The following is a 20,856-nucleotide window of genomic DNA, read 5'->3' as shown; positions in this document are numbered from 1 at the left end:
AAAAAGGGCTCCGACCGATGGTCGAAGCCCCAATAGCGCGAAATCGCGCGATGTCAGCCGTTTATGGGCAAGCTGCGACGTAGCGCTGGCCGTTGGAGTTCTGGTACACACATTTGCCGGACTGAGTCTGGCCGATGTAGTTGCCAGCCGCCGCACCAGCGAGACCGCCGATGATTGCGCCTTGAACCTTGTCGTCACCGCCTGAAACAGCAGCACCTGTGGCTGCGCCGAGGGCTGCACCTGTCAGGGCGCCTTGGCTGGGCGTGGTACCGTTACAAGCGGCAAGAGTGGCGACCAGCGGAACGGCGATAAGGAATTTCTTCATGTCTTTCTCCCAAGTTACTCATTTGCCAACGCGGGGGGGTTGGAAGAGGTTCCCGCGAAAGCGATGGATGTTAAGAAAAATTTTCAACGCGGGTGTGCGCGGCAATTTTCCATCTGTTGTCATGTTCGGGCAAGACAGAGGTTTAGATAGACGAAGGCGGCACCGGGTCAACCGATGCCGCCTGTCGCAGGCTTGAAAGCGCGGTTTTACGCCGAAGCGAAAACTCGGCCCAATGCGCCATCCACCGCGGTGATGATCTCATCAATATCATCGCGTGAGGCGATCAGGGCGGGCGAGAAACACAGCGTGTTGTTCTTGCCGGGCAGGGAGCGGTTGGTGGCCCCGATGATCACCCCTTGGGCCATGCAGTCCCCGACGACGGCCTGAATACGCTTTTCCTCGACGGGGTCGCGGCTGTCGCGGTCAGTGACCAGTTCGGCGCCCAAGAACAGCCCCTTGCCGCGCACATCGCCGATCACCTTATGTTTGTCGGCCAGCGCATGAAGCTGCTCCAGCATGTAGTGGCCCATGTTGGTGGTATTCTCCAACAGGTTCTCGCGTTCGATGATGTTCATATTCTCGATGCCCGCGGTCGGCCCCGCGGTGCAGCCACCAAAGGTCGAGATGTCGCGGAAGTAGTTCAGCGGATCGCTGGCATCGTCCTTGAACATGTCAAACACGGCATCGGTCGTGACCAGACAGGCGATGGCGGCATAGCCTGAGGCGACGCCCTTGGCCATGGTCACCATGTCTGGCTGGATGCCGTAGTGCTGATAGCCGAACCAAGTCCCGGTGCGGCCCACGCCGCAGACGACCTCATCGATATGCAGCAGGATGTCGTATTTGCGGCAAATCTCTTGCACCCGCTCCCAGTAGCCCTCGGGCGGGCAGATCACGCCGCCGCCTGCTGTCACCGGTTCGAGGCAAAGCGCGCCGACGGTTTCGGGGCCTTCGGCGAGGATCACCTTTTCGATCTGGTCCGCCGCCCAGGTGCCGTAGTTTTCCTGCGGCGCACCGTCCTGTTCGAAGCTGCGATATTCCAGACAATGCGGCACGCGCACGAAACCCGGCGCGAAGGGGCCGTATTGTGCGTTGCGCTCATCTTGGCCACCTGCCGAGAGGCAGCCAATGGTGGTGCCGTGGTAATCGCGGTCGCGGTAGAGTATCTTGTGCTTCTTGCCGCCATAGCGTTTGTGCGCAATCTGGCGCACCATTTTGAAGGCTTTCTCATTCGCCTCGGAGCCGGAGTTGCAATAGTAGACGCGGTCTAGTCCCGGCATCTTGTCCAGCAGTTTCTCGGCGAAATGAGAGCCGGGGATCGAGCCGGCGGAACCGGCGAAATAGTTCAGCTTGATCAGTTGGTCGCGCACGGCATTGGCGATGCTTTCGCGGCCATAGCCGACGTTGACCGTCCAGACACCACCGGACACGGCATCAAGGTGCTCTTTGCCCTTTTGGTCCCAGACCCGCATGCCTTTGCCTTCGACAATGATGCGCGGGTCGGTCGTTTCATAGGGTTTGTGCTGGCTCAGGTGGTGCCAGATATGCGCGCGGTCGGCTTCGACAACGCGGGAGATGTCGTTCTCGTTGAAATTGCCGTCCATGAGGCAAACCTTTCTGTGCGAGTGGGCGAACCCACGAATGAAGCCCGCGCAGAGGCGGGGAGTGTGCCTATCACATCACCGCGAAAGTTGCGCCACAAGTAGTGCCAGTTAGGTTTGTTCCTTAAGGCCAGCCGCCGGCGCAGATTTCTTTTAAAGAAATCGGGGCGGACTTTTTTAAAAAGTCCGGGGCCTTAAACGAAAACGCCGGGGTGGTGCCCCGGCGTTCAAGTTTACTTCGATTTCGGGCCGCCCTTGCCGCCCTGCTTGCCGATCTTATTCGGCGGGGTGAAGCGTTTGGACGGGTCGGACGCCCGTTTGTAGGACTTCTCACCGCCCGGCGTGGTGGCCGAGGTTGTCGGCTTGCCCTTGCCTTTGCGCGGTGCATCGCCTGCGGGCTTTTCCTTTTTCCAAACGGCTTTCGCCTTGGGCTTGCCGGTTGTTTCGCCGCCAGACTTAGGCTTGGGCGTCGCACCGGGTTTCATCGGGCTGCGCTCTGTCTTGTGGGACTTTGGCGGGCGTTCGCCCTTGGGCGCGCGCGGTTTGTCGAACTTGGCCTTGTCGTATTTCGGCTTGTCGAACGACGCCGCACCGGGGCCATCCGCCGCTTTGGCGCGGGGTTTGCGCGGGGCGGGGGCGGCATCGGGATCGTAGTTATCACGCGGCGGGCGCGGGCCACGGTCGCGATCACCCTTGTAGCCGCCACCCGGCTTGGGGCCACGGTTGCCGCCGGGTTTCGGACCACGGGCCAGATCGGGGGCTTTGTCGAGCTGCGTCAGCACCGCGCCTTCTTCCAGCTTCATGTCGCCGCCAAGTGCGCTCAGCAGACCGGGAACCGAGGTTTCCAGCACTTCGACAAAGCTGTGGCTGCCCTGCACACGGATCGCGCCGATGTCGTCTTTGGTCAGATCACCGCGACGGCAAAGCATCGGCAGCAGCGTGCGCGGCTCGGCCCCGTCGTTGCGGCCGGTCGAGATCGAGAACCAGACCGATTTGCCAAAGGCCGGGCGCGGTTTGTCGTCGCCGGGCGCACCGGGTTCTGCCAGTTCTTCCGGCGCGGATTGGCGCGCGCGGTAGAGGTTGACGAAAGCGGTGGCCAGTTGCTCGGCCGAGAATTGCTCGACCAAATTGGCGACAAACCCTTCGGCATCTTCCGGGATCGGGTCGGACCATGCGGGATCGGCCAGCAGGCGGGCTTCGTCTGCGGCATTCACTTCGGTGGCGGAGGGCGGTGCCGCCCATTCCACTTTCAGCTTCGCGCCGCCGATCAGACGGTTTGCTTTGCTGCGCAGTTTCGCAGGCACGATCAGGGCGGAAACGCCCTTGCGCCCGGCGCGGCCAGTACGGCCCGAGCGGTGCAGCAGCGTGTCGGAGTTGCTGGGCAGATCGGCGTGGATCACCAGTTCAAGGTTCGGCAAGTCGATGCCGCGTGCGGCGACATCCGTCGCAATACAAACGCGGGCCCGCCCGTCGCGCAGCGCTTGCAGCGCGTTGGTCCGCTCAGACTGCGTCAACTCACCCGACAGCGCCACGACCGAGAAACCCCGGTTGGTGAACCGTGTGGTCAGGCGCGCCACGGCGGCGCGGGTGTTGCAGAACACGATGGCGTTCTTGGCTTCATAGAAGCGCAGCACGTTGATGATCGCGTTTTCAGTGTCACGCGGGTGCACATTCAGCGCGCGGTATTCGATATCGCTGTGCTGTTTGGCTTCGCTCACCGTGGTGATGCGCTGCGCGTCGCGCTGGTAGGATTTCGCCAGTTTGGCAATCGCCGCAGGCACGGTGGCCGAGAACAGCAGCGTGCGGCGCTCTTCGGGGGATTCGGAGAGGATGAACTCAAGGTCTTCGCGGAAGCCGAGGTCGAGCATCTCATCCGCTTCGTCGAGCACCACGGCGCGGATCGCGTCGAGGTTGATGTTGTTGCGTTTGATGTGGTCACACAGACGGCCCGGCGTGGCGACGACGATATGTGCGCCCCGGTCCAGCGCGCGGCGCTCGGTCCGGGTGTCCATGCCGCCGACACAGGTGGTGACCACCGCGCCCGCTTTGCCATAAAGCCACGTCAGTTCGCGGCTGACCTGCATCGCCAATTCGCGTGTGGGCGCGATAATCAGCGCCAGCGGTGCGCCTGCTTGGCCGAAATGGGTATCGTCCCCCAAGAGTGTCGGCGCGATGGCGAGGCCAAAGCCCACCGTCTTGCCCGACCCGGTTTGGGCGGAAACCAGAAGGTCTTGGTCGTTCAGCGCGGGGTCTGTGACGGCCTCCTGTACGGCGGTAAGTGTTTCATAACCCTGTTGGGCAAGGGCATCGGCAATAGTCTGGATCACGAAGGCTGTCCTGTCTTGAACGTTTGTGCGGGGGGCGGGCACGTGGGGTGCTACCAGCCACGGCAAAGGAATCCGACCGTCGGTAGAGGGTCGGGGATGGAATGTACATGGGGGTTTTTGGGCGAATTGTCACCCTTTTTACCTGTTTGGCGGGTTTGGAGGCCCGAATGGGCGGGGAAGTGCCATTTTAGCGCTGGTCCGATCCGCTCACATCTCGGTCAGGCCAATGGCGCGGCCGGGCGGCTTCGGTTAGCTATAACCCAAGCTGAAAGAGAGAGTGAGGCAATCTGGTGCAAAGCGATCTGCCCCTGACGCGAGATCTGGTGCTTGTAGGCGGCGGGCACGCCCATGCGCTGGTGCTGCGCAAATGGGGGATGGACCCGCTGCCCGGTGCGCGGCTAACGGTCATCAACCCCGGCCCCACCGCGCCCTATACCGGCATGCTGCCCGGTCATATCGCCGGGCACTACGGGCGGGATGAATTGGAGATCGACCTGATGCGCCTGTGCCGCCACGCCGGGGCGCGGCTGATCCTTGGGGCGGCGACGCGGATTGACCGCGCGGCCCGCGCGTTCACGGTCGAAGGGCACGGGGCCGTGGCCTATGACGTGGCCTCGATCGACATAGGGATCACGGCCAAGATGGACCTGCCGGGGTTTGCGCAATACGCGGTCGGGGCCAAGCCGCTTGATGTCTATGCCGCGCGCTGGCGTGATTTTCTGGCGGCGGTCAAGGCAGGAGAACAACCGCCCGAAGTGGCGGTGATCGGTGGCGGTGTGGCGGGCTGTGAGCTTGCCATGGCGATGGCCTTTGCTCTGCGTCAGGCGGGTGTGCAGCCTGCCGTGACGGTGGTGGAACATGGGCCAGACCTCTCTGGCATGGCGCCCCGGACCGCGGCGATGCTGCGGCGGCAGATGGCGAATTTGGGGGTGGCCCTTGCGCTTGATGCCAAGGTCACGCGCATCACCGATCGGCAGGTGATCCTGGCGGGTGGCCCGCCGATTTCGGCTGCGCTTTGTGTGGGCGCTGCGGGGGCGGTGCCGCATGGATGGCTCGGGCAAACCGATTTGCCGCTGCACGCCGGGTTTATCCGTGTCGGCGCGGATCTGGGGGTTGTGGATGATGCGGCACTCTTTGCCGTGGGCGATTGCGCGCATATGGAGGCCACGCCGCGCCCAAAGGCCGGGGTTTTTGCCGTGCGGGCAGCGCCGGTGCTGCATGACAACCTGCGCGCGGCGCTAGGCGGCGGGGCTCGGCGGGTGTTCAGGCCGCAGAAACATTACCTCAAGCTGGTCTCGCTCGGGGAGAAATCCGCCGTGGCCGAGCGGAACGGGCTGGCCCTTGGCGGGGCGCTGCTTTGGCAGTGGAAGGACCGCATTGATCGCAAGTTCATGGATCAGCTTGATGCCCTGCCCGAAATGAAGGGCAATGCGCTGTCGGTTCCGACGGCCTCGGGCGTGGAGGAGGCGCTGGCGGGCAAGCCGCTTTGTGGCGGTTGCGGCGCAAAGGTGGGCGGCGCGGTGCTGGGCGATCTTTTGGCAAAGGTGCAGGGGCCAATCTCCGGCGATGTCGTTACCGGGGCGGGGGATGATGCGGCGGTGCTGCGCCAACCGGGCGGTGGTTTTCAGGTGATGAGCACGGATCACCTGCGCGGCTTCATCGAAGACCCGGCGCTGATGACGCGGATCGCAGCGGTCCACGCCTTGGGCGATGTCTGGGCCATGGGGGCCAAGCCGCAGGTGGCGCTGAGTTCGATCATCCTGCCGCGCATGTCGCCCGCATTGCAGGCCCGCACGTTGCGAGAGATCGCGGCGGCCGCGCAAGATGTAATGGCGGCGGCAGGGGCGCAGATTGTCGGCGGCCACACGACCATGGGCGCGGAACTGACCATCGGGTTTACGGTCACCGGCACGCGGGAGGACATGCCCATCGGTGTCGGCGGCGCGCAGCCGGGGGATGTGTTGATGCTGACCCGGCCCATCGGGTCTGGCGTGATCCTTGCCGGGCATATGGCAGGCAGTGCGCCGGGGCGGGTGGTGGCCAAAGCGCTCGGGCTCATGGCGACACCGCAGGCGCGGGAGGCGTCGATTTTGGGTGGTGCCCATGCGATGACGGATGTGACGGGCTTTGGCTTGGCGGGTCATGTGCAGGCGATTTGCCGCGCCTCGGGGCTGGCGGCAGAACTTTGGGGCGCGGCGGTGCCGCTCTATCCCGGCGCGCAGGCGCTGTCGGATCAGGGGGTGGCATCATCGCTGTTGTCGGTCAATCAGGCCGATGCTCCGATAGAGGCCGCAGGCCCGGTGAACCCGCTTTTCCACGACCCCCAGACTGCCGGGGGGCTGCTGGCGGCCTTGCCAAAGAGAGCGGCGGAAGCGGCGCAGGCACGGCTAGAGGCTGCGGGTCTGACGGGCCATATCATCGGACGGCTGGAGGCCGGTGCCCCCTCTATGCGCCTGACGTAAACCGGGTGATCAGCGCGGCGGCGGTCTCGGCCAAGGAGGTATCGTCGAGTCTGTCGAGCGTCAGCCGCTCTATCGGCGCGGGATTGCGGCTGGCGGCTTTGGTATAGCGCGGGTCGTAGTGTTGGCCGATCAGCCCTTCGGCAAGCATGGCCCAATCGCCCGCGCGGGCTTGGGTTTGCCATGCCGCGATGGTCTCTGCGCTGTGATAGGGGCGCAGCCTGTCGATGCGGTCATCCAGCAAAGCAGGGTCCGTCGTCAGGTCGTCATAGGCCCGACAGAGAAAATCCGCCCGCGCGGCGAGCGGGGCGGCGATCTCAACCCGCGGAGCTGCGCGCATCGCGGCCCAGAGGGCGGGGGGCAGGGTGATGTTACCGATCTTGCTGCTTTCCGCTTCGACCCAGGTTACCTGCGCCGGGTCGAGCGGCGTGAGGGCTTGGGCCAGACGGGATTCAAACATTTTCTGATGCGGTTGGCCGCCGTCCACCGCGCCAAACAGCGACCCGCGATGTTGTGCCAGCCCTTCGAGGTCAAGCACCTGCGCGCCTGCCTTTGCCAGATGGTGCAGCAGCCGCGTCTTGGCCGTGCCGGTGCCGCCTTCGATCAACATCAGCCGGTGCGGCATGGGCGTGTCGTAGAGCGCCGCGACCACCAACCGCCGATAGCTGCGATAGCCACCGCGCAGCAGTTGCACGCGCCAGCCGACCTGATCAAGGATCGTAGAAAATGCGCCCGACCGCTGCCCGCCGCGCCAGCAATAGACCAGCGGCTGCCAACTGCCGCCTTTGTCTGCCAGTGCCGTTTGCAAATGGTGGCCCGTGTTCTGCGCCACCAGCGCCCCACCGATCTTGCGGGCGTCAAAAGGGCTGACTTGTTTGTAGATGGTGCCGACCTCGGCCCGCTGGGCATCCGACAGCACGGGCAGATTGATCGCGCCGGGCAGATGATCCTCGGCAAACTCCATTGGGGCGCGCACGTCGATGATGGTATCAACGTCGAGCGTGGCGAGGTCCGACAGGGCGGTGAGGGTGCAGGGGGTCATCTGAGGTGTCCGGCAAAGACCCCACGCCCTATGGCAGGGCGCGGGGCGATGGCTCAGGCTTTGGCCGCGATCACCAGCACTTCGACCAGATATTCTGGCGTGGCGAGTTTGGATTCGCCACAGGCGCGGGCGGGGGCGTTGCCTTCGGGCACCCAAGCATCCCAAACGGCGTTCATCGCCGCGAAATCGGCCATGTCGGCCAGCCAGATGGTCGATTGCAGGATGCGGGTCTTGTCGCTGCCGACCTCGGCCAGCAGGGCGTCGACCTTATCAAGGCAATCTTGGGTTTGCTGGGCCACATCCGCACCTGCCGTGCCGACCTGACCGGCAAGGTAGATCACTTCGCCATGCTCGACAATTTGGCTCATGCGGGTGTTGGTGTGATGGCGTTTGATCTCGGTCATTCTGTCTCTCCTTTGACGTTGCAAAACTTGTGGCAGCTTTGCGTGGGGGAGGCCAGATCAAAGCCCGCGCGTTAGGGCTTCTCAGCCTTTCCGCCTGCTTCTGGGCCGCCCTCTTTTGGGCCGCCTGCTTTTTCCCAACCGCCAAAACCGTCCTTTAGGTGCGCCGCGTCAAAGCCCATGTCTTGCAGTGTCGCGACCGAGATGGCCGAGCGCCAGCCCGAGGCGCAGTGAAAGACGAATTTCTTGTCTTGGGCAAAGACCTCTTTGAAGTAGGGGCTGTCGGGGTCGACCCAAAACTCCAACATGCCGCGTGGGCAGTGGAACGCACCGGGGATGAACCCGGTGCGCTCGCGTTCGCGGGGATCGCGCAGGTCGACGAATTGCACGTTTTCGTCGTCCAGCATGGCGATGGCCTCAATGCTGTCGATCTCTTCGATCCGGGCACGGGCCTCAGAGACCATTTGGGCGGCGGTTTTCTTGAGGGCCATCGGGGTCTTCTCCTTACAGTTGGTTCAGCAGATCAGGCGTGGGCCAGCCATCGACGGGCATGCCTAGTCGTTTCTGTTCGGCGCGCACGGCGGCGCGGGTGCCAGAGCCGAGGATGCCATCCACATCGCCCACGTCATAGCCCATGGATTGCAATTTGCGCTGAAGTGTCTTCATCGCGTCGCCGCTAAGCCCCGGTTGCGGATTGCCTGCGTCGAAAACCTGTGCGCCTTCCAGCCGTGTGGCAAAATAGGCGGCGGTCATGACGTAGGTAAAGCTCTGGTTCCATTCGAAATAGACCCTAAAATTCGGGTAGGCGATGAAGGCTGGCCCGCCGCGCCCTTGTGGCAGCAGGACCGAGGCGGTCAGCCCCTCGGCCAGCGGCCCGTTGCGGGGGGACACGCCCATCGCTTGCCATTCGCTAACGGATTTGGTGGTCTCCAGCCCGCTTTGCGACCAGTCGAAGTCTTGCGGTAAGGTGACTTCGGCCAGCCAAGGCTCACCCGCCCGCCAGCCGAGGCTTTGTAGCATTTTGGCGCCCGACAGCAGCGCATCAGGGGCAGAGGTTTTCAGCGAGACTTCGCCGTCGCCGTCGCCATCCACACCGTTTTCGATGATGTCGCGGGGCAGCATTTGTACCATGCCGATTTCGCCCGCCCATGCGCCGGTGGTGGTGGCAGGGTCGAATTCTCCGCGCTCGAAAAGCTCCAACGCCGCGAAAAGCTGTGGGCGGAACAATTCAGGACGGCGGCAGTCATGGGCTAGCGTGGCCAGCGCGTTGGCGGTGTTAAAGTCGCCTTGGATCGCGCCGTAATCCGTCTCAAACGCCCAGAAGGCCAGCAGCACGCCACGGCTGACGCCATACTCGGCTTCAACCCGGTCAAAGACCGCGTCGTATTTCTCGGCCATGGCGCGGCCCCGGTTGATCCGGTTTTCCGAGATCAAGTGGCGCGAAAATTCGATGAAGGGCTTTTGAAACACCCCCTGCGCCTGATCGGCGCGCAGCACGGCGGGGTCTTGGCGCAGACCTGCAAAAAACTGATCGGCAGTGGCGGGGTCGGCGCCATTCGCCACGGCTTCGGCTTTGGCATCGGCGATGAAGCTGGAGAAATCACCGCCACAGGCCGTTTGCGCAAAGGCGGTGGCGGGAAGGGTGAGGGCCGCAAGGGTGGCGGCTAGAAAAGTGGGGCGCATGGATATCCTCATAGTCACAGACAGGCCAGAACTAGGGCGATTGCCCACATCACCAACCATGCCTGCCAGAGGCGGGTGATGGCCGCATCGATCTCCTGAGGTCCGATGACGCGCGCCCCCGCGCCGTGCACCCAAGGAAACTGCTGCACCTGCCCATCATAGCTGCGCGGACCGGCGAGGGCCACACCTATGGCCCGCGCCATGGCGGCTTCCGGCCAACCGGCATTGGGCGAGCGGTGCAGCGCCGCATCCGCCCGGATGTCGCGCCAGTGGTGCAAAACCCCGCCGGGGAGCGCGATGAGCAGCGCGGTCAGCCGTGCGGGGGCGAGGTTCAGCAGGTCATCCATCCGCGCCGCGGCCCAGCCGAAATCGGCATAGCGCGGGGTGCGGTAGCCGATCATACTGTCGGCGGTGTTGACGATTTTATAGACCAGCAGCCCCGGCAGTCCGCCCAGCAGAAACCAAAAGGCAGGCGCGATGATGCCATCGCTGAGGTTTTCCGCGCCGCTTTCGATGGCCGAGCGTGCCACGGCGTCTGGGGGCATCTCGCCAGTGTCGCGGCTGACGATCATCGCCACCGCGCGGCGGCCTGTGGGCAGCGATTGGCGCAGTCCGTCCGCCACCGCGCGCAGGTGCTCAACGAGGGAGCGTTGCGCCAGCAGGATCGCGGCGATGATGATCTCGGCCAGTGGGCCAAGAAGGCTCAGCACCCAGCCAAGGCACGCCATCCCGATCATCAGCGCCAGCAGCAGCGCCACGCCCTTGGCACGCCGCGAATGGCCGTGGTTCAACCGACGATCCCCAGAGCCGATCAGCCGCCCCATCAGCACCGCCGGATGCGGCAAGCGCCGCCAGAGCCATTCCGGTTCTCCAAGGGCCGCGTCGAGCAGCATGGCCAGCGCAAGGACCGCCGCCGTGCTCATGCCAGCGCCCGCTCCAACCGCGACCAACCCTCGGCGGGGGGCAGGCCGAGGCGCAGCCAGCGTGGGTTATAGGGGAAGACGCGGGTCCAGATGTGATGCTGGGCGAGGCGTTCCTGCCAAGCTTGCGCGTCATCGACCTCATAAAGCCGGAAAAGCGGAGTGCCGCCGACGGTTTGCGCCCCCGCTTCGGTCATCAATGTGTCGAGACGGGTGGCGTCAGTCGCCAGCCGGACCCGCGTGGCCTCGGCCCAAGCGCCATCCCGCAAGGCCGCCGCGCCAATATGCAATGCCGGTCCGCTTACCGGCCAAGGGCCGAGCATCTGGCCAAGCCGTGCCACCAAGGCCGGATCGCCGATGACAAAGCCCAGCCGCAGCCCGGCCAGCCCCCAGAACTTGCCAAAGCTTTTGAGGATCAGTGTGCCGGGTGTCGTGGCCTGCGCCATGAGGGTGGCGTCAGGGGTGATGTCGCAAAAGCTCTCGTCGATGATGCTGAGGGGGGCGGTGACCTCTGCCGCATCCCAAAGCCGCCCGTCGGGGTTGTTGGGGTGCACATGGACGGCGGCGTGAGTGTCACCCTCTTCGACCACCTGCCAGCCGTTCTCGGCAAAGCTTGCGGCATGTTCATTGTAGGTCGGGCCGGGGATGCGCACGCGGCCCTTCGGTGCCAGCGCCGGGATGCGCGCAATGGCCGAGGATGCGCCCGGCACGGCCAGCAGCGCAGCATCTGGTGGCACCTGCCAGAAGGCACGGGCGGCATCCACAAGCGCGGTTTGCGCTGCGGCATCGGGGAGCGCGTTCCACGCCTCAGCAGGCAGGGCGGGGATCGGGTAGGGCTGCGGATTGATCCCGGTCGACAGGTCGATCCACTCCGCCCGCTGCCCGCCGAAACGCGCCGCTGCCGCATCGACACCGCCGCCGTGGTCGCGCTGATCTGGCTGTTGCATCATCGTCCCCCTGCCGTTCTTGCTGCGGTGAAAGCGCAAAAGCGCTGCGCGATCAAGCGCCTTCCGCAAGGCAGGCAGGGAGAGAAGGGATCAGCCGCGCCCGTGCGGCGCGTCGAAATCCAGCACCGGGTTGATCGGGATGATCCGATGCGGGTTAATCGTGTCGTGGCTGTAGTGGTAGTGCCGCACGATATGGTCGAAGTTCACCGTCTCGGCCACGCCCGGCACCTGATAGAGTTCGCGCGTATAGGCCCAGATGTTCGGGTAATCGACGATCCGTTTGCGGTTACACTTGAAGTGCAGGTGATAGACCTTGTCGAAGCGCACCAGCGTGGTGAAGAGCCGCCAGTCGGCCTCGGTCATCTTGTCGCCTGCAAGGTAGCGGTTTTGCGACAGGATGTCTTCGATCCAATCCAATGTGTCGAAGAGCGGATGCACGGCGGCGTCATAGGCCTCCTGCGTGGTGGCGAAACCGGATTTGTAGACGCCATTGTTCAGCGTGTCATAGACGCGGGCGTTCACCTCTTCGATGCGGTCGTGCAGCGCGGCGGGGTGGTAGTCATCGCTGTTGCCGGTCAGCTCATCAAAGGCGCTGTTGAACATGCGGATGATCTCGGCGCTCTCGTTGCTCACGATGGTCTCGCGCTCTTTGTCCCAGAGGATCGGCACGGTGACGCGGCCCGTGAAATTGGGATCGGCACGGGTATAGATGTCGCGGGCATAGGGCAGGCCAAAGAGGGTATCGCCAGTGGCGCCGGGGAAGTCACCATCAAAGGTCCAGCCTTCGCCCAGCATGTCGGGGTGTACGACCGACACGCCGATGTGATCCTCCAGCCCCTTCAATTGGCGGAAGATCAGCGCGCGATGTGCCCAAGGGCAGGCATAGCTGACATAGAGGTGATAGCGGCCCGATTCTGCTTTGAACCCGCCGTCGCCGCTGGGGCCGGCGCTGCCATCGGCGGTTACCCAGTTGCGAAACTTCGCTGCGGCGCGCTCAAACTTGCCGCCTGAGGATTTGGTATCATACCATTTGTCTTGCCATTTTCCGTCAACCAATAGGCCCATCTTGTTTTCCTTTGCGCGTTTGAGGATATATCTAGGGCAGGGGGCGAGGGGTGCACATCCTCATGAGCGCGCAGCCGCCCTGCGCAGGTGCAGACTGCCCAAACGTCATCAAATCTTAACTTGAATTTTCTACGTTTTAGCCCAGCTTAGAAGGCATTAGCGGGGGGATGATCATGGAAGAATTTCTGTCGAAAGAGATACAGGCGGGGCTTGATGCTGCGCGTATGGCAAGCCTGCGCAAAGGCGCGCGCCTGCGGCTTGAGGTGGGCGGTGATGTCTACCGGGTGCTGCGTATGTGGAAGACCGGTTTTTCCGTCGATGCGGCAGATGCGCCCAAGCTGCGCGGGCTGGTCGATCTTTATGATGGCAGCCTGCATCTGTTCCAATGTCTCATCGTGGCGAGCGAGGAAGAAGCGGGCGAAATGCGTTATGAGTTCAAACGCGCGACCGCCGTGGCAGACCGTCCGCCGCTTGATTTCGAGCGTCCCGCCGATGCGCCACTGGGGCTGATCGAAGACGGCCGCGCCTGAAAGGGCGGCACGGCGGGCCAGTCCCGCCGCGCCATTTTCCGATTATTGTAGATCGCTGAAAGCTTTGACGAGCCGGTCGCAGGCTTCCTCGACCCGCGCGCGTGGCGTGGCGAGGTTGAAGCGCAGGAAGCTTTCGCCCCCGGTGCCGAAGGTGGCGCCGTGGTTGGCTGCGATGGCGGCGCTTTTCTCGACACGTTTCTGAAACTCCGCCGGGTCCATCCCGGTGCCCGAAAAGTCCACCCAAGCCAGATAGGTCGCTTCCAGCGGCATCGAACCTAGCCCCGGAATCGCGTTCACCGCGTCATCGAAGATCTGCCGGTTTCCGTCCAGATAGGCGGTCAGTTCATCCACCCACGCTGCACCCTCGGGGGAATAGGCCGCCGTTGCCATGATCAGCCCGAAGGAGTTCGCCGAGACGCCCAAAGCCGCCATGCGCTGGGCGAAGCGTTGGCGCAGCTTGGGGTCGTGAATGATGACGTTCCCGGTATGGCCGCCGGCGATGTTGAAAGTCTTGGTCGTGGCGGTCATCATCACCAGACGGTCTTCGATTCCGCCGATATGCGCCATGGGGATGTGCTTGTGCCCCGGCATCACCAGATCGTGGTGGATTTCATCCGAGACCAGCACCAGATCGTGCCGCTTGGCGAAATCGGCCACGCCTTGCAGTTCTTCGCGGCTCCAGACACGCCCGCCGGGGTTATGCGGCGAGCAGAGGATCACCATTTTCTCATCCCCGGTCATCAGGGCGTCATAGGCGTCGAAATCCATCTCGTAGCGGCCCGAGGCATTGGTCAGCGGGCATTCCACCACGCGCCGCTCGGCGGCGTTAATCACGCGGGCGAAGGCGTGATAGACCGGGGTGAACAGCACCACGCCATCACCGGGCTGGGTGAAGGCATCGACGCACATCGCGGTGCCGTTCACCAGACCGTGGGTGGTAAAGATCGCATCGGCGTCGACCTTCCAGCCGTGACGGTTTTCCATCCACCATTGGATCGCGGCAAGGTATTCGCTGTCGTCGCCGAAATACCCGTGCACCCCGTGGTCGATCTGGGCCTGAAGCGCGTCCTGCACCACCTGCGGGGGGCGGAAATCCATGTCGGCCACCCACATGGCGATGCCGCTGTCCGCGGGCACGCCATAGATCGCTTCCATCTTGTCCCATTTCGCACAATGGGTGCCGCGCCGGTCGATGATGTCGTCAAAGCTCATGCTGGTCTCTCCTGATGTTGCGGCCAAGCTAACGGCTGCCGCAGGCGCTGCAAGCCCCCGGTTGCGCGATGCCCGGGCATGGCCTAAATGAGCGGGATGAAACGCCCGATCCTTTTGCACCCCGACCCACGGCTCAAGAAAGCCGCAGCCCCCGTCGCTGATCTCAGCGACGAGTTGCGCGTGCTGGGCGATGATATGTTGACCACCATGTATGACGCGCCGGGCATCGGCCTTGCCGCGCCGCAGATCGGCGTGCTGAGCCGTGTCATCGTGCTCGATTGCGTCAAGGAAGAGGGCGAAGCGCCGCGCCCGCTGTTGATGTTCAACCCTGAGATCATGGCTTCTTCGGATGACCTGAACACCTATGAGGAAGGCTGCCTGAGCATTCCTGAGCAATACGCCGATGTGACCCGCCCGGCTGAGGTTGAGGTCCGCTGGCTCGACCGCGACGGCAAAGAGCAGCAGGAGGCGTTTGACGGCCTCTGGGCAACCTGTGTGCAGCATGAGATTGACCACCTCGATGGGAAGCTTTTCATCGATTACCTCAAGCCGTTGAAGCGCCAAATGATCACCCGCAAGATGGTGAAACTGAAGCGCGAGTTGGCACGCGGATGAGCGTGCTAAAGGTTCTTCGCTGGCCCGACCCACGTCTGGCCGAGACCTGCGTGCCGATCGAAGAGATCACGCCAGAGATCGAAACGCTGGCCGCCGATATGTTGGAGACGATGTATGCCGCGCCGGGGCGGGGCCTTGCCGGGCCGCAGGTTGGCGCGATGCTGCGGATCTTCGTGATGGATGCAGGTTGGAAGGAAGACAAATCCGACCCGCTGGTCTGCATCAACCCGATGTTTCAAGAGATCGGCGAAGAGCGCGTGACCAATACCGAAGGCTGCCTAAGCATTCCGGGCATCAGCACCGACATCTCGCGCCCGTCGCAGGTGCAGATGGTTTGGACCGGGCTGAACGGTGGCCGCTATGTGCAAAGCCTTGAGGGTGCCGCCGCGCTGATCGCGCAGCATGAGATGGACCACCTTGATGGCGTGGTGACATTCGATCATCTGGATGCGGAAACCCGCGCTGCCAAGATTGCGGAGTTTGAAGCCCAATGACCCTACGCCGCTACGTTGCATGGCCCGACAAACGCCTGCGCAGCCCCGCCGAACCCATTGAGGCGGTGACGGATGAAATTCGCACCCTTTGGGACGATATGATCGAGACGATGGACGCCATGCCCGGCGTCGGCCTTGCCGCGCCGCAGATTGGGGTGATGTTGCAGGTCGCCGTCGTCGATGCCTCCGAGGCACGCAACAAGCGCATCCGTTTGGCAAACCCGGTGATTATAGACGCCTCTGCCGTGCTGCACCCTTATGAGGAAGCCAGCCCGAACCTGCCCGGTTTCAGCGCCGTGATCCGCCGCCCTCGCGGCGTGAAGGTGCGGTTCCTTGATGAGACGGGGGCAGAGGTCGAACGCGATTTCGTCGGGCTGGAGGCGGTCAGTGTCCAACACCAGATCGACCATCTGGCGGGCAAAATGTATTTCGACAACCTCAGCAAAACCAAGCGCGACATGCTGTTGCGCAAAGCACGTAAACAGAACGGCTGACAGCCCAAAAGGCGCTGTCCGTCAGGAGTGAACAGATGCGACTGATATTCATGGGCACGCCCGAGTTTTCGGTGCCGGTACTCGATGCGCTGGTGCAGGCGGGGCATGACATCTGCGCCGTCTATTGCCAGCCGCCACGCCCCGCCGGACGCGGCAAGAAACCCCGCCCCAGCCCGGTGCAGCAACGCGCCGAAGAGATTGGCCTTTTGGTGCGGCATCCGGTGTCGCTTAAACACCGCGAACCGCAGGAAGAATTCGCCGAGCTTGACGCAGATGCGGCGGTGGTCGTGGCCTACGGTCTGATCTTGCCGCAGGTCATTCTGGACGCGCCGAAACAGGGCTGCCTGAACATCCACGCGAGCCTGCTGCCGCGCTGGCGTGGGGCGGCACCTATCCACCGTGCGATCATGGCGGGGGATGAAAAGACTGGCGTTTGCATCATGCAGATGGAAGCGGGGCTCGATACCGGGCCGGTGCTGCTCTGCGAAGAGACCGAGATCGGCGCGGCCGAGACCACGGCCGAATTGCACGACCGGCTGAGCGCCATGGGCGCGGTGGCGATCAACAAGGCGCTGTCGCGGTTGTCGGACCTGCCCCCCCAGCCTCAGCCCGACGAGGGCGTGACCTATGCCGCCAAGATCGACAAGGCCGAGGCGCGCATCGACTGGGCCCGCCCGGCGGTTGAGGTAGACCGGCTGATCCGGGGCCTGTCGCCCTTTCCCGGCGCGTGGTTTGAGGTTGATGGCCAGCGGGTGAAAGTGCTGGGATCGGTGCTGGACGAAGGCACAGGTGCGGCGGGTGAGGTGCTGTCAGATGACCTGCGCATCGCTTGCGGCGACGGTGCGGTGCGGCTCACGCGGTTGCAGCGCGCGGGCAAGGGCGTGCAGGAAGCGGATGTGTTTCAGCGCGGCGCGCAGATCCCGGTCGGCACTAACCTGAGCGCCGCTTAAGCGCTCAGCTTTTCGGCGGGGTGCTTTTGTAGACCGGCAGGTGCCAGCCGAAATAAAGCGATCCGGCGCGCAGCACCCAAGTGGTGGCGGCGCAGGCCAATAGCGGGTAGAGCGTCCCGTCGAAATAAGGCGCCAGCAGCACGGCTACAGCGGCACCAGAGAGCGCCGCGGTGGCGTAGAGTTCGCCTTGCGTCAGCACCAGTGGCAATTGGCCCACCACCACATCGCGCATCAGCCCGCCCATACAGCCGGTGATCATGCCCATGACGATGATGATCGGCGCGGATTGCTCTTGGGACATCGCCACACCGACCCCCGCCGCGACGGCGACGGCCAGTGCCAGACTGTCGAGCCAGATCAACGTGCGAAAGCGGCTTTCCAGAAGATGCGCGGTGAAAAACACCACCAGCGCCGCCACGATGGCCACGCCGAGCATACTGGGCGTTTCTATCCAAAAGATCGGGTTGCGATCGAGCAGGAGGTCGCGGATCGTGCCGCCGCCCACGGCGGTCAGGCAGGCGATAAAGGCAAAGCCCACGATATCAAGCTGCGCCCGGCTTGCGACCAGCGCGCCGGTGATGGCAAAGACCAGCACGGCGGCATAGTCGAGCAGGGCCAGCAGGCTCACTTCTTGCCGCCCGGTTTGAAGGGGGCCATGCCCGCGCGGGCCAGTTCATCGGCGCGTTCGTTTTCGGGGTGGCCGGCGTGGCCCTTGACCCATTTCCACGTCACATTGTGCCGCGCGTTCGCCGCGTCCAGCCGTTGCCAAAGCTCCGCGTTTTTCACGGGTTTTTTGGCGGCGTTCTTCCAGCCGTTTTTCTTCCAGCTAAAGATCCAACCGGTGATGCCGTTTTTGACGTAGTTGCTGTCAGTAACGATGGTGATTTCTGTCGTACGGCTGAGCGATTCCAGCGCCGAGATCGCGGCCATCAGTTCCATGCGGTTGTTGGTGGTTTGCGCCTCGCCGCCCTTCAACTCGCGTTCCTTGACGATCTTGTCGCCGTCCATGGCGCGCATCAACACGCCCCAGCCACCGGGGCCGGGATTGCCTGAGCAGGCTCCGTCTGTGTAGGCGTAAAGGTCTGGCATGTCGGCTCCCGTCGCGGTTTCAACGCGGTTTAGGCGGCTGGCGCGCGGCGGTCAATCAGGCGGGTTGGCGCAAGACGCGGGGCACCTTGAACTCGACGTTTTCCTGCGCGGTTTCGACCAGTTCGGTGGTCACGTCATAGCGCGCTTTGAAGGCGTCGATCACCTCGTTGATCAGCACTTCGGGGGCCGATGCGCCTGCGGTGATGCCGATGCTGCCGATCCCATCAAGCGCGCGCCAATCGATGTCTTCGGCCCGTTGCACCAGTTGCGCATAGGCGCAGCCCGCGCGGGCGCCGACTTCGACCAGACGTTTGGAGTTCGACGAATTTGGTGCGCCGACCACCAGCATCGCGTCGCATTTGGGCGCCATGGCTTTGACCGCTTCCTGACGGTTGGTCGTGGCGTAGCAGATGTCTTCTTTATGCGGGCCGATGATGGCTGGGAAGCGCGCCTGAAGGGCTGCGACGATATCGGCGGTATCATCGACGCTGAGCGTGGTCTGGGTGACATAGGCCAGCTGCGCCTCATCACGCACGGCGACACCGGCCACATCGTCGGGCGTTTCGACCAGCAGCACATCGCCATCGGGCAGTTGGCCCATGGTGCCGACCGTCTCAGGGTGGCCCGCGTGGCCGATCATGATGATCTGCAGCCCTGCATCGGCATGGCGCTGCGCCTCGATATGGACCTTGGAGACCAGTGGGCAGGTGGCATCGACATAGATCATATTGCGCGCCTGCGCCGCCGAGGGCACGGATTTCGGCACGCCATGGGCGGAAAAGATCACCGGACGGTCGTCGGGGCATTCGGAGAGTTCCTCGACAAAGACCGCGCCCTTGTCGCGCAGCCCGTCGACGACGAATTTGTTGTGCACGATCTCATGGCGCACATAGACTGGGGCGCCCCATTTCTCGAGCGCTATTTCGACGATCTTGATCGCCCGGTCCACGCCCGCGCAGAATCCGCGCGGCGCGGCGAGGTAGAGGGTCAGGGGCGTGTTGGTCATGCGAAGTCTCCGAACGGCTTGGCGCAGAGGTAAGGGCTTGGGCGCTCTTCGTCCAGCCCGTCAGCCTTTCTTGGGCGCAGCCTCGCCCGCGGTGCCGTGAACGAGGGCGGCGGCCTGCGCCCGGTTGCGGATGCCCAATTTGCGGTAGCCCGATTTCGCATAGTCCGAGACGGTGTGGATCGAGAGGTTGCAGCGATGCGCGGTTTGCTGGCGGGTGTAGCCATGGGCCAGCAGGTTCACCACTTCGGCTTCGCGCGGGCTGAGTTTGCCAAAGGCCGATGGGGTCTCAGGCAGGGGTAACGGGGCGGTGCCGGTCAGGTCTTCGATGCGGCGGTGCATCAGCAGGCAAAAGAGGCGAAGATCCTCGGCCACGTCGCTAAAGCTCCGTTCAAACTCATCGGCCTCCATCCAATTGCCGATGATGAAGCCACCGAAACGTTCTGATCCTTTCAGCCGCATGGGCACCGCAAAGGCGGCGTGCAAACCTTCCCGTCCTGCGCGTGCGATCAGCGAATGCTCAGAGGGGGTAACATCGGGGTAAAGGTGCACGAAGGCCTGACCGATTGTCAGGACTTCATAGCTGGTGCACGAATGGTGGAGAAAGGGGTCATCCTCGGGGGGGAGATCATCGTAAAGGTCGGGGATGGTGGATAAAAACTGGGCATCTTTGAAATCTGCCCCGACGCTGATGTGAATGGCGTGGGTGAAACCAATCTGTCGCAGCGCCTCTACAATGCCGTCCCAGAGCTTGCCTACATCCTGTAGCTTCTCCAGCCGCACCGCATCATCGAAAAGCATCGTCCCTCACTTTAACCCCCCTTTTTCGGGGGGTCGTCTACTTCTACGGGAACGGGTACTGTGGGATCAAGGGGAACGCATGGGTTCATGTGCTGTATTGTATCTTCCCTGGGGTATTTTAGAAATTTCACAGGCCAGTGACGCCATTGTCACTGGTCTGTTATTCGTCTGCCTGCCCCCTTTGAGGCAGGCACAAGAAGGCCACTGCTGCGGCTAGCAACATGGTTTTGGGCGGAAATAAGGCGGTTTGCGCTTAGTCTTGCGAGGTCGAGATCGGATCGCGCGGCGGACGGCCAATGACATCACGCAGATCGTCAAGCTCGATAAAGTTGTCGGCTTGGCGACGCAGATCGTCAGAGATCATCGGCGGCTGGCTGCGAATCGTCGACACGACAGAAACGCGCACGCCTTGGCGTTGCAGGCTTTCGACCAGCGGACGGAAGTCGCCGTCGCCGGAAAAGATCACGATATGGTCGACACGCGGTGCCAGTTCCATCGCATCAACGGCCAGTTCGATGTCCATGTCGCCTTTGACTTTGCGCCGGCCCATGCTGTCGGTGTATTCCTTGGCCGGTTTGGTGACCATGGAAAAGCCGTTGTAGTTCAGCCAGTCAACAAGCGGGCGGATCGGCGAATACTCATCGTTTTCCAGCAATGCGGTATAGTAGAAGGCGCGCAGCAGCTTGCCGCGGCGCATGAACTCTTGCCGCAGCAACTTATAGTCGATGTCGAAGCCAAGCGTCTTTGCTGCGGCGTAGAGGTTGGAGCCGTCTATGAAAAGCGCCAAACGCTCATCTTTGTAGAACATTAATCTATCCTTTCGGCAGGCTTCGCCGTATTCCCGGTTTGAGTTGTAATCGTCGCAGATTAATAAATCTGTGACGGCTGGCGATGCCCC

Annotated in this window: 22 protein-coding genes; 6 read left to right on the top strand and 16 right to left on the bottom strand. The window is 63.2% G+C overall.

The genetic code is table 11. The features are described 5' to 3' along the window. Positions 1-61: 61 nt before the first annotated feature. From K3762_RS16555 to K3762_RS16545, 3 genes are all read right to left on the bottom strand, one after another. Positions 62-325, bottom strand: a complete 264-nt coding sequence (locus K3762_RS16555; RefSeq protein WP_067631066.1) for a glycine zipper 2TM domain-containing protein — start codon at positions 323-325, stop codon at positions 62-64. Positions 326-531: 206 nt separating this feature from the next. Then, a complete protein-coding gene (locus tag K3762_RS16550; protein WP_132443830.1) occupies positions 532-1,929 on the bottom strand; it encodes an aspartate aminotransferase family protein in 1,398 nt (465 codons plus the stop codon). A 230-nt stretch (positions 1,930-2,159) separates the two neighbouring features. Further along, on the bottom strand, positions 2,160-4,253 hold the full coding sequence (locus K3762_RS16545) for a DEAD/DEAH box helicase (protein WP_132443829.1): 2,094 nt from the start codon (positions 4,251-4,253) through the stop codon (positions 2,160-2,162). Positions 4,254-4,543: 290 nt separating this feature from the next. Here K3762_RS16545 and selD point away from each other — a divergent pair, with 290 nt between their 5' ends. Beyond that, a complete protein-coding gene (gene selD / locus K3762_RS16540; protein ID WP_409202459.1) occupies positions 4,544-6,715 on the top strand; it encodes a selenide, water dikinase SelD in 2,172 nt (723 codons plus the stop codon). On the opposite strand, the gene mnmH is transcribed toward selD, so the two are convergent. From mnmH to K3762_RS16505, 7 genes are all read right to left on the bottom strand, one after another. Beyond that, entirely contained in the window at positions 6,699-7,754 is a 1,056-nt protein-coding gene (gene mnmH / locus K3762_RS16535; protein ID WP_132443827.1) for a tRNA 2-selenouridine(34) synthase MnmH, read from the bottom strand. The genes selD and mnmH overlap by 17 nt on opposite strands. Positions 7,755-7,807: 53 nt before the next feature. Beyond that, entirely contained in the window at positions 7,808-8,158 is a 351-nt protein-coding gene (locus K3762_RS16530) for a RidA family protein (RefSeq protein ID WP_067627636.1), read from the bottom strand. Positions 8,159-8,229: 71 nt separating this feature from the next. Next, positions 8,230-8,646: a rhodanese-like domain-containing protein gene (locus K3762_RS16525; RefSeq protein ID WP_067935519.1), complete on the bottom strand. Its 417-nt coding sequence runs from the start codon at positions 8,644-8,646 to the stop codon at positions 8,230-8,232. A 13-nt stretch (positions 8,647-8,659) separates the two neighbouring features. Further along, a complete protein-coding gene (locus K3762_RS16520; protein ID WP_120351983.1) occupies positions 8,660-9,838 on the bottom strand; it encodes a lytic murein transglycosylase in 1,179 nt (392 codons plus the stop codon). A 14-nt stretch (positions 9,839-9,852) separates the two neighbouring features. Next, positions 9,853-10,761 carry an adenosylcobinamide-phosphate synthase CbiB gene (gene cbiB, locus K3762_RS16515; protein ID WP_260010574.1) on the bottom strand — a complete coding sequence of 303 codons (909 nt, stop codon included), beginning with the start codon at positions 10,759-10,761 and terminating at the stop codon, positions 9,853-9,855. Beyond that, on the bottom strand, positions 10,758-11,705 hold the full coding sequence (gene cobD, locus K3762_RS16510; protein ID WP_260010572.1) for a threonine-phosphate decarboxylase CobD: 948 nt from the start codon (positions 11,703-11,705) through the stop codon (positions 10,758-10,760). Before cobD ends, cbiB begins: the two co-directional genes overlap by 4 nt. Before the next feature lie 90 nt (positions 11,706-11,795). Continuing rightward, positions 11,796-12,770 carry a glutathione S-transferase family protein gene (locus K3762_RS16505; protein ID WP_260010569.1) on the bottom strand — a complete coding sequence of 325 codons (975 nt, stop codon included), beginning with the start codon at positions 12,768-12,770 and terminating at the stop codon, positions 11,796-11,798. A 173-nt stretch (positions 12,771-12,943) separates the two neighbouring features. Here K3762_RS16505 and K3762_RS16500 point away from each other — a divergent pair, with 173 nt between their 5' ends. Further along, entirely contained in the window at positions 12,944-13,300 is a 357-nt protein-coding gene (locus K3762_RS16500; RefSeq protein ID WP_120352295.1) for a hypothetical protein, read from the top strand. Between the two features lie 42 nt (positions 13,301-13,342). On the opposite strand, the gene K3762_RS16495 is transcribed toward K3762_RS16500, so the two are convergent. Continuing rightward, complete coding sequence (locus tag K3762_RS16495; RefSeq protein ID WP_260010567.1) at positions 13,343-14,512, bottom strand: MalY/PatB family protein; 1,170 nt, start codon at positions 14,510-14,512, stop codon at positions 13,343-13,345. Positions 14,513-14,608: 96 nt separating this feature from the next. Here K3762_RS16495 and def (K3762_RS16490) point away from each other — a divergent pair, with 96 nt between their 5' ends. From def (K3762_RS16490) to fmt, 4 genes are read left to right on the top strand one after another with little or no spacing between them, the layout of a single operon-like run. Continuing rightward, on the top strand, positions 14,609-15,127 hold the full coding sequence (gene def, locus K3762_RS16490; protein WP_260010566.1) for a peptide deformylase: 519 nt from the start codon (positions 14,609-14,611) through the stop codon (positions 15,125-15,127). Beyond that, complete coding sequence (def, locus tag K3762_RS16485) at positions 15,124-15,621, top strand: peptide deformylase (protein WP_260010565.1); 498 nt, start codon at positions 15,124-15,126, stop codon at positions 15,619-15,621. Before def (K3762_RS16490) ends, def (K3762_RS16485) begins: the two co-directional genes overlap by 4 nt. Continuing rightward, the gene (gene def, locus K3762_RS16480) at positions 15,618-16,115 is read left to right on the top strand and encodes a peptide deformylase (protein ID WP_132443819.1); all 498 of its coding nucleotides are present in this window, start codon (positions 15,618-15,620) and stop codon (positions 16,113-16,115) included. The genes def (K3762_RS16485) and def (K3762_RS16480) overlap by 4 nt, the downstream gene beginning before the upstream one ends. Positions 16,116-16,150: 35 nt before the next feature. Next, positions 16,151-17,065 (top strand): methionyl-tRNA formyltransferase, encoded by a 915-nt coding sequence (fmt, locus tag K3762_RS16475; RefSeq protein WP_260010563.1) that lies wholly within the window; start codon positions 16,151-16,153, stop codon positions 17,063-17,065. A 4-nt stretch (positions 17,066-17,069) separates the two neighbouring features. Here fmt and K3762_RS16470 read toward each other — a convergent pair whose 3' ends face one another. The 5 genes from K3762_RS16470 to K3762_RS16450 all read right to left on the bottom strand — a co-directional run bounded on the left by K3762_RS16470 (position 17,070) and on the right by K3762_RS16450 (position 20,766). Then, positions 17,070-17,693, bottom strand: a complete 624-nt coding sequence (locus K3762_RS16470) for a trimeric intracellular cation channel family protein (RefSeq protein WP_132443817.1) — start codon at positions 17,691-17,693, stop codon at positions 17,070-17,072. Beyond that, entirely contained in the window at positions 17,690-18,154 is a 465-nt protein-coding gene (gene rnhA, locus K3762_RS16465) for a ribonuclease HI (RefSeq protein WP_260010561.1), read from the bottom strand. Before rnhA ends, K3762_RS16470 begins: the two co-directional genes overlap by 4 nt. Positions 18,155-18,209: 55 nt before the next feature. After that, positions 18,210-19,160: a 4-hydroxy-3-methylbut-2-enyl diphosphate reductase gene (gene ispH / locus K3762_RS16460; protein ID WP_260010559.1), complete on the bottom strand. Its 951-nt coding sequence runs from the start codon at positions 19,158-19,160 to the stop codon at positions 18,210-18,212. A 60-nt stretch (positions 19,161-19,220) separates the two neighbouring features. Continuing rightward, on the bottom strand, positions 19,221-19,958 hold the full coding sequence (locus tag K3762_RS16455) for a LuxR family transcriptional regulator (protein ID WP_120351972.1): 738 nt from the start codon (positions 19,956-19,958) through the stop codon (positions 19,221-19,223). A 253-nt stretch (positions 19,959-20,211) separates the two neighbouring features. Then, positions 20,212-20,766 carry an NYN domain-containing protein gene (locus K3762_RS16450; RefSeq protein WP_067627693.1) on the bottom strand — a complete coding sequence of 185 codons (555 nt, stop codon included), beginning with the start codon at positions 20,764-20,766 and terminating at the stop codon, positions 20,212-20,214. Between the last annotated feature and the right edge of the window lie 90 nt (positions 20,767-20,856).

The sequence above is a fragment of the Sulfitobacter sp. W074 genome, from assembly GCF_025142275.1.
GTDB classification, from domain to species: Bacteria; Pseudomonadota; Alphaproteobacteria; order Rhodobacterales; family Rhodobacteraceae; genus Sulfitobacter; species Sulfitobacter profundi.
The sequence above is the reverse complement of the archived record's forward strand: the minus strand, read 5'-3'. Positions and strand labels throughout refer to the sequence as shown.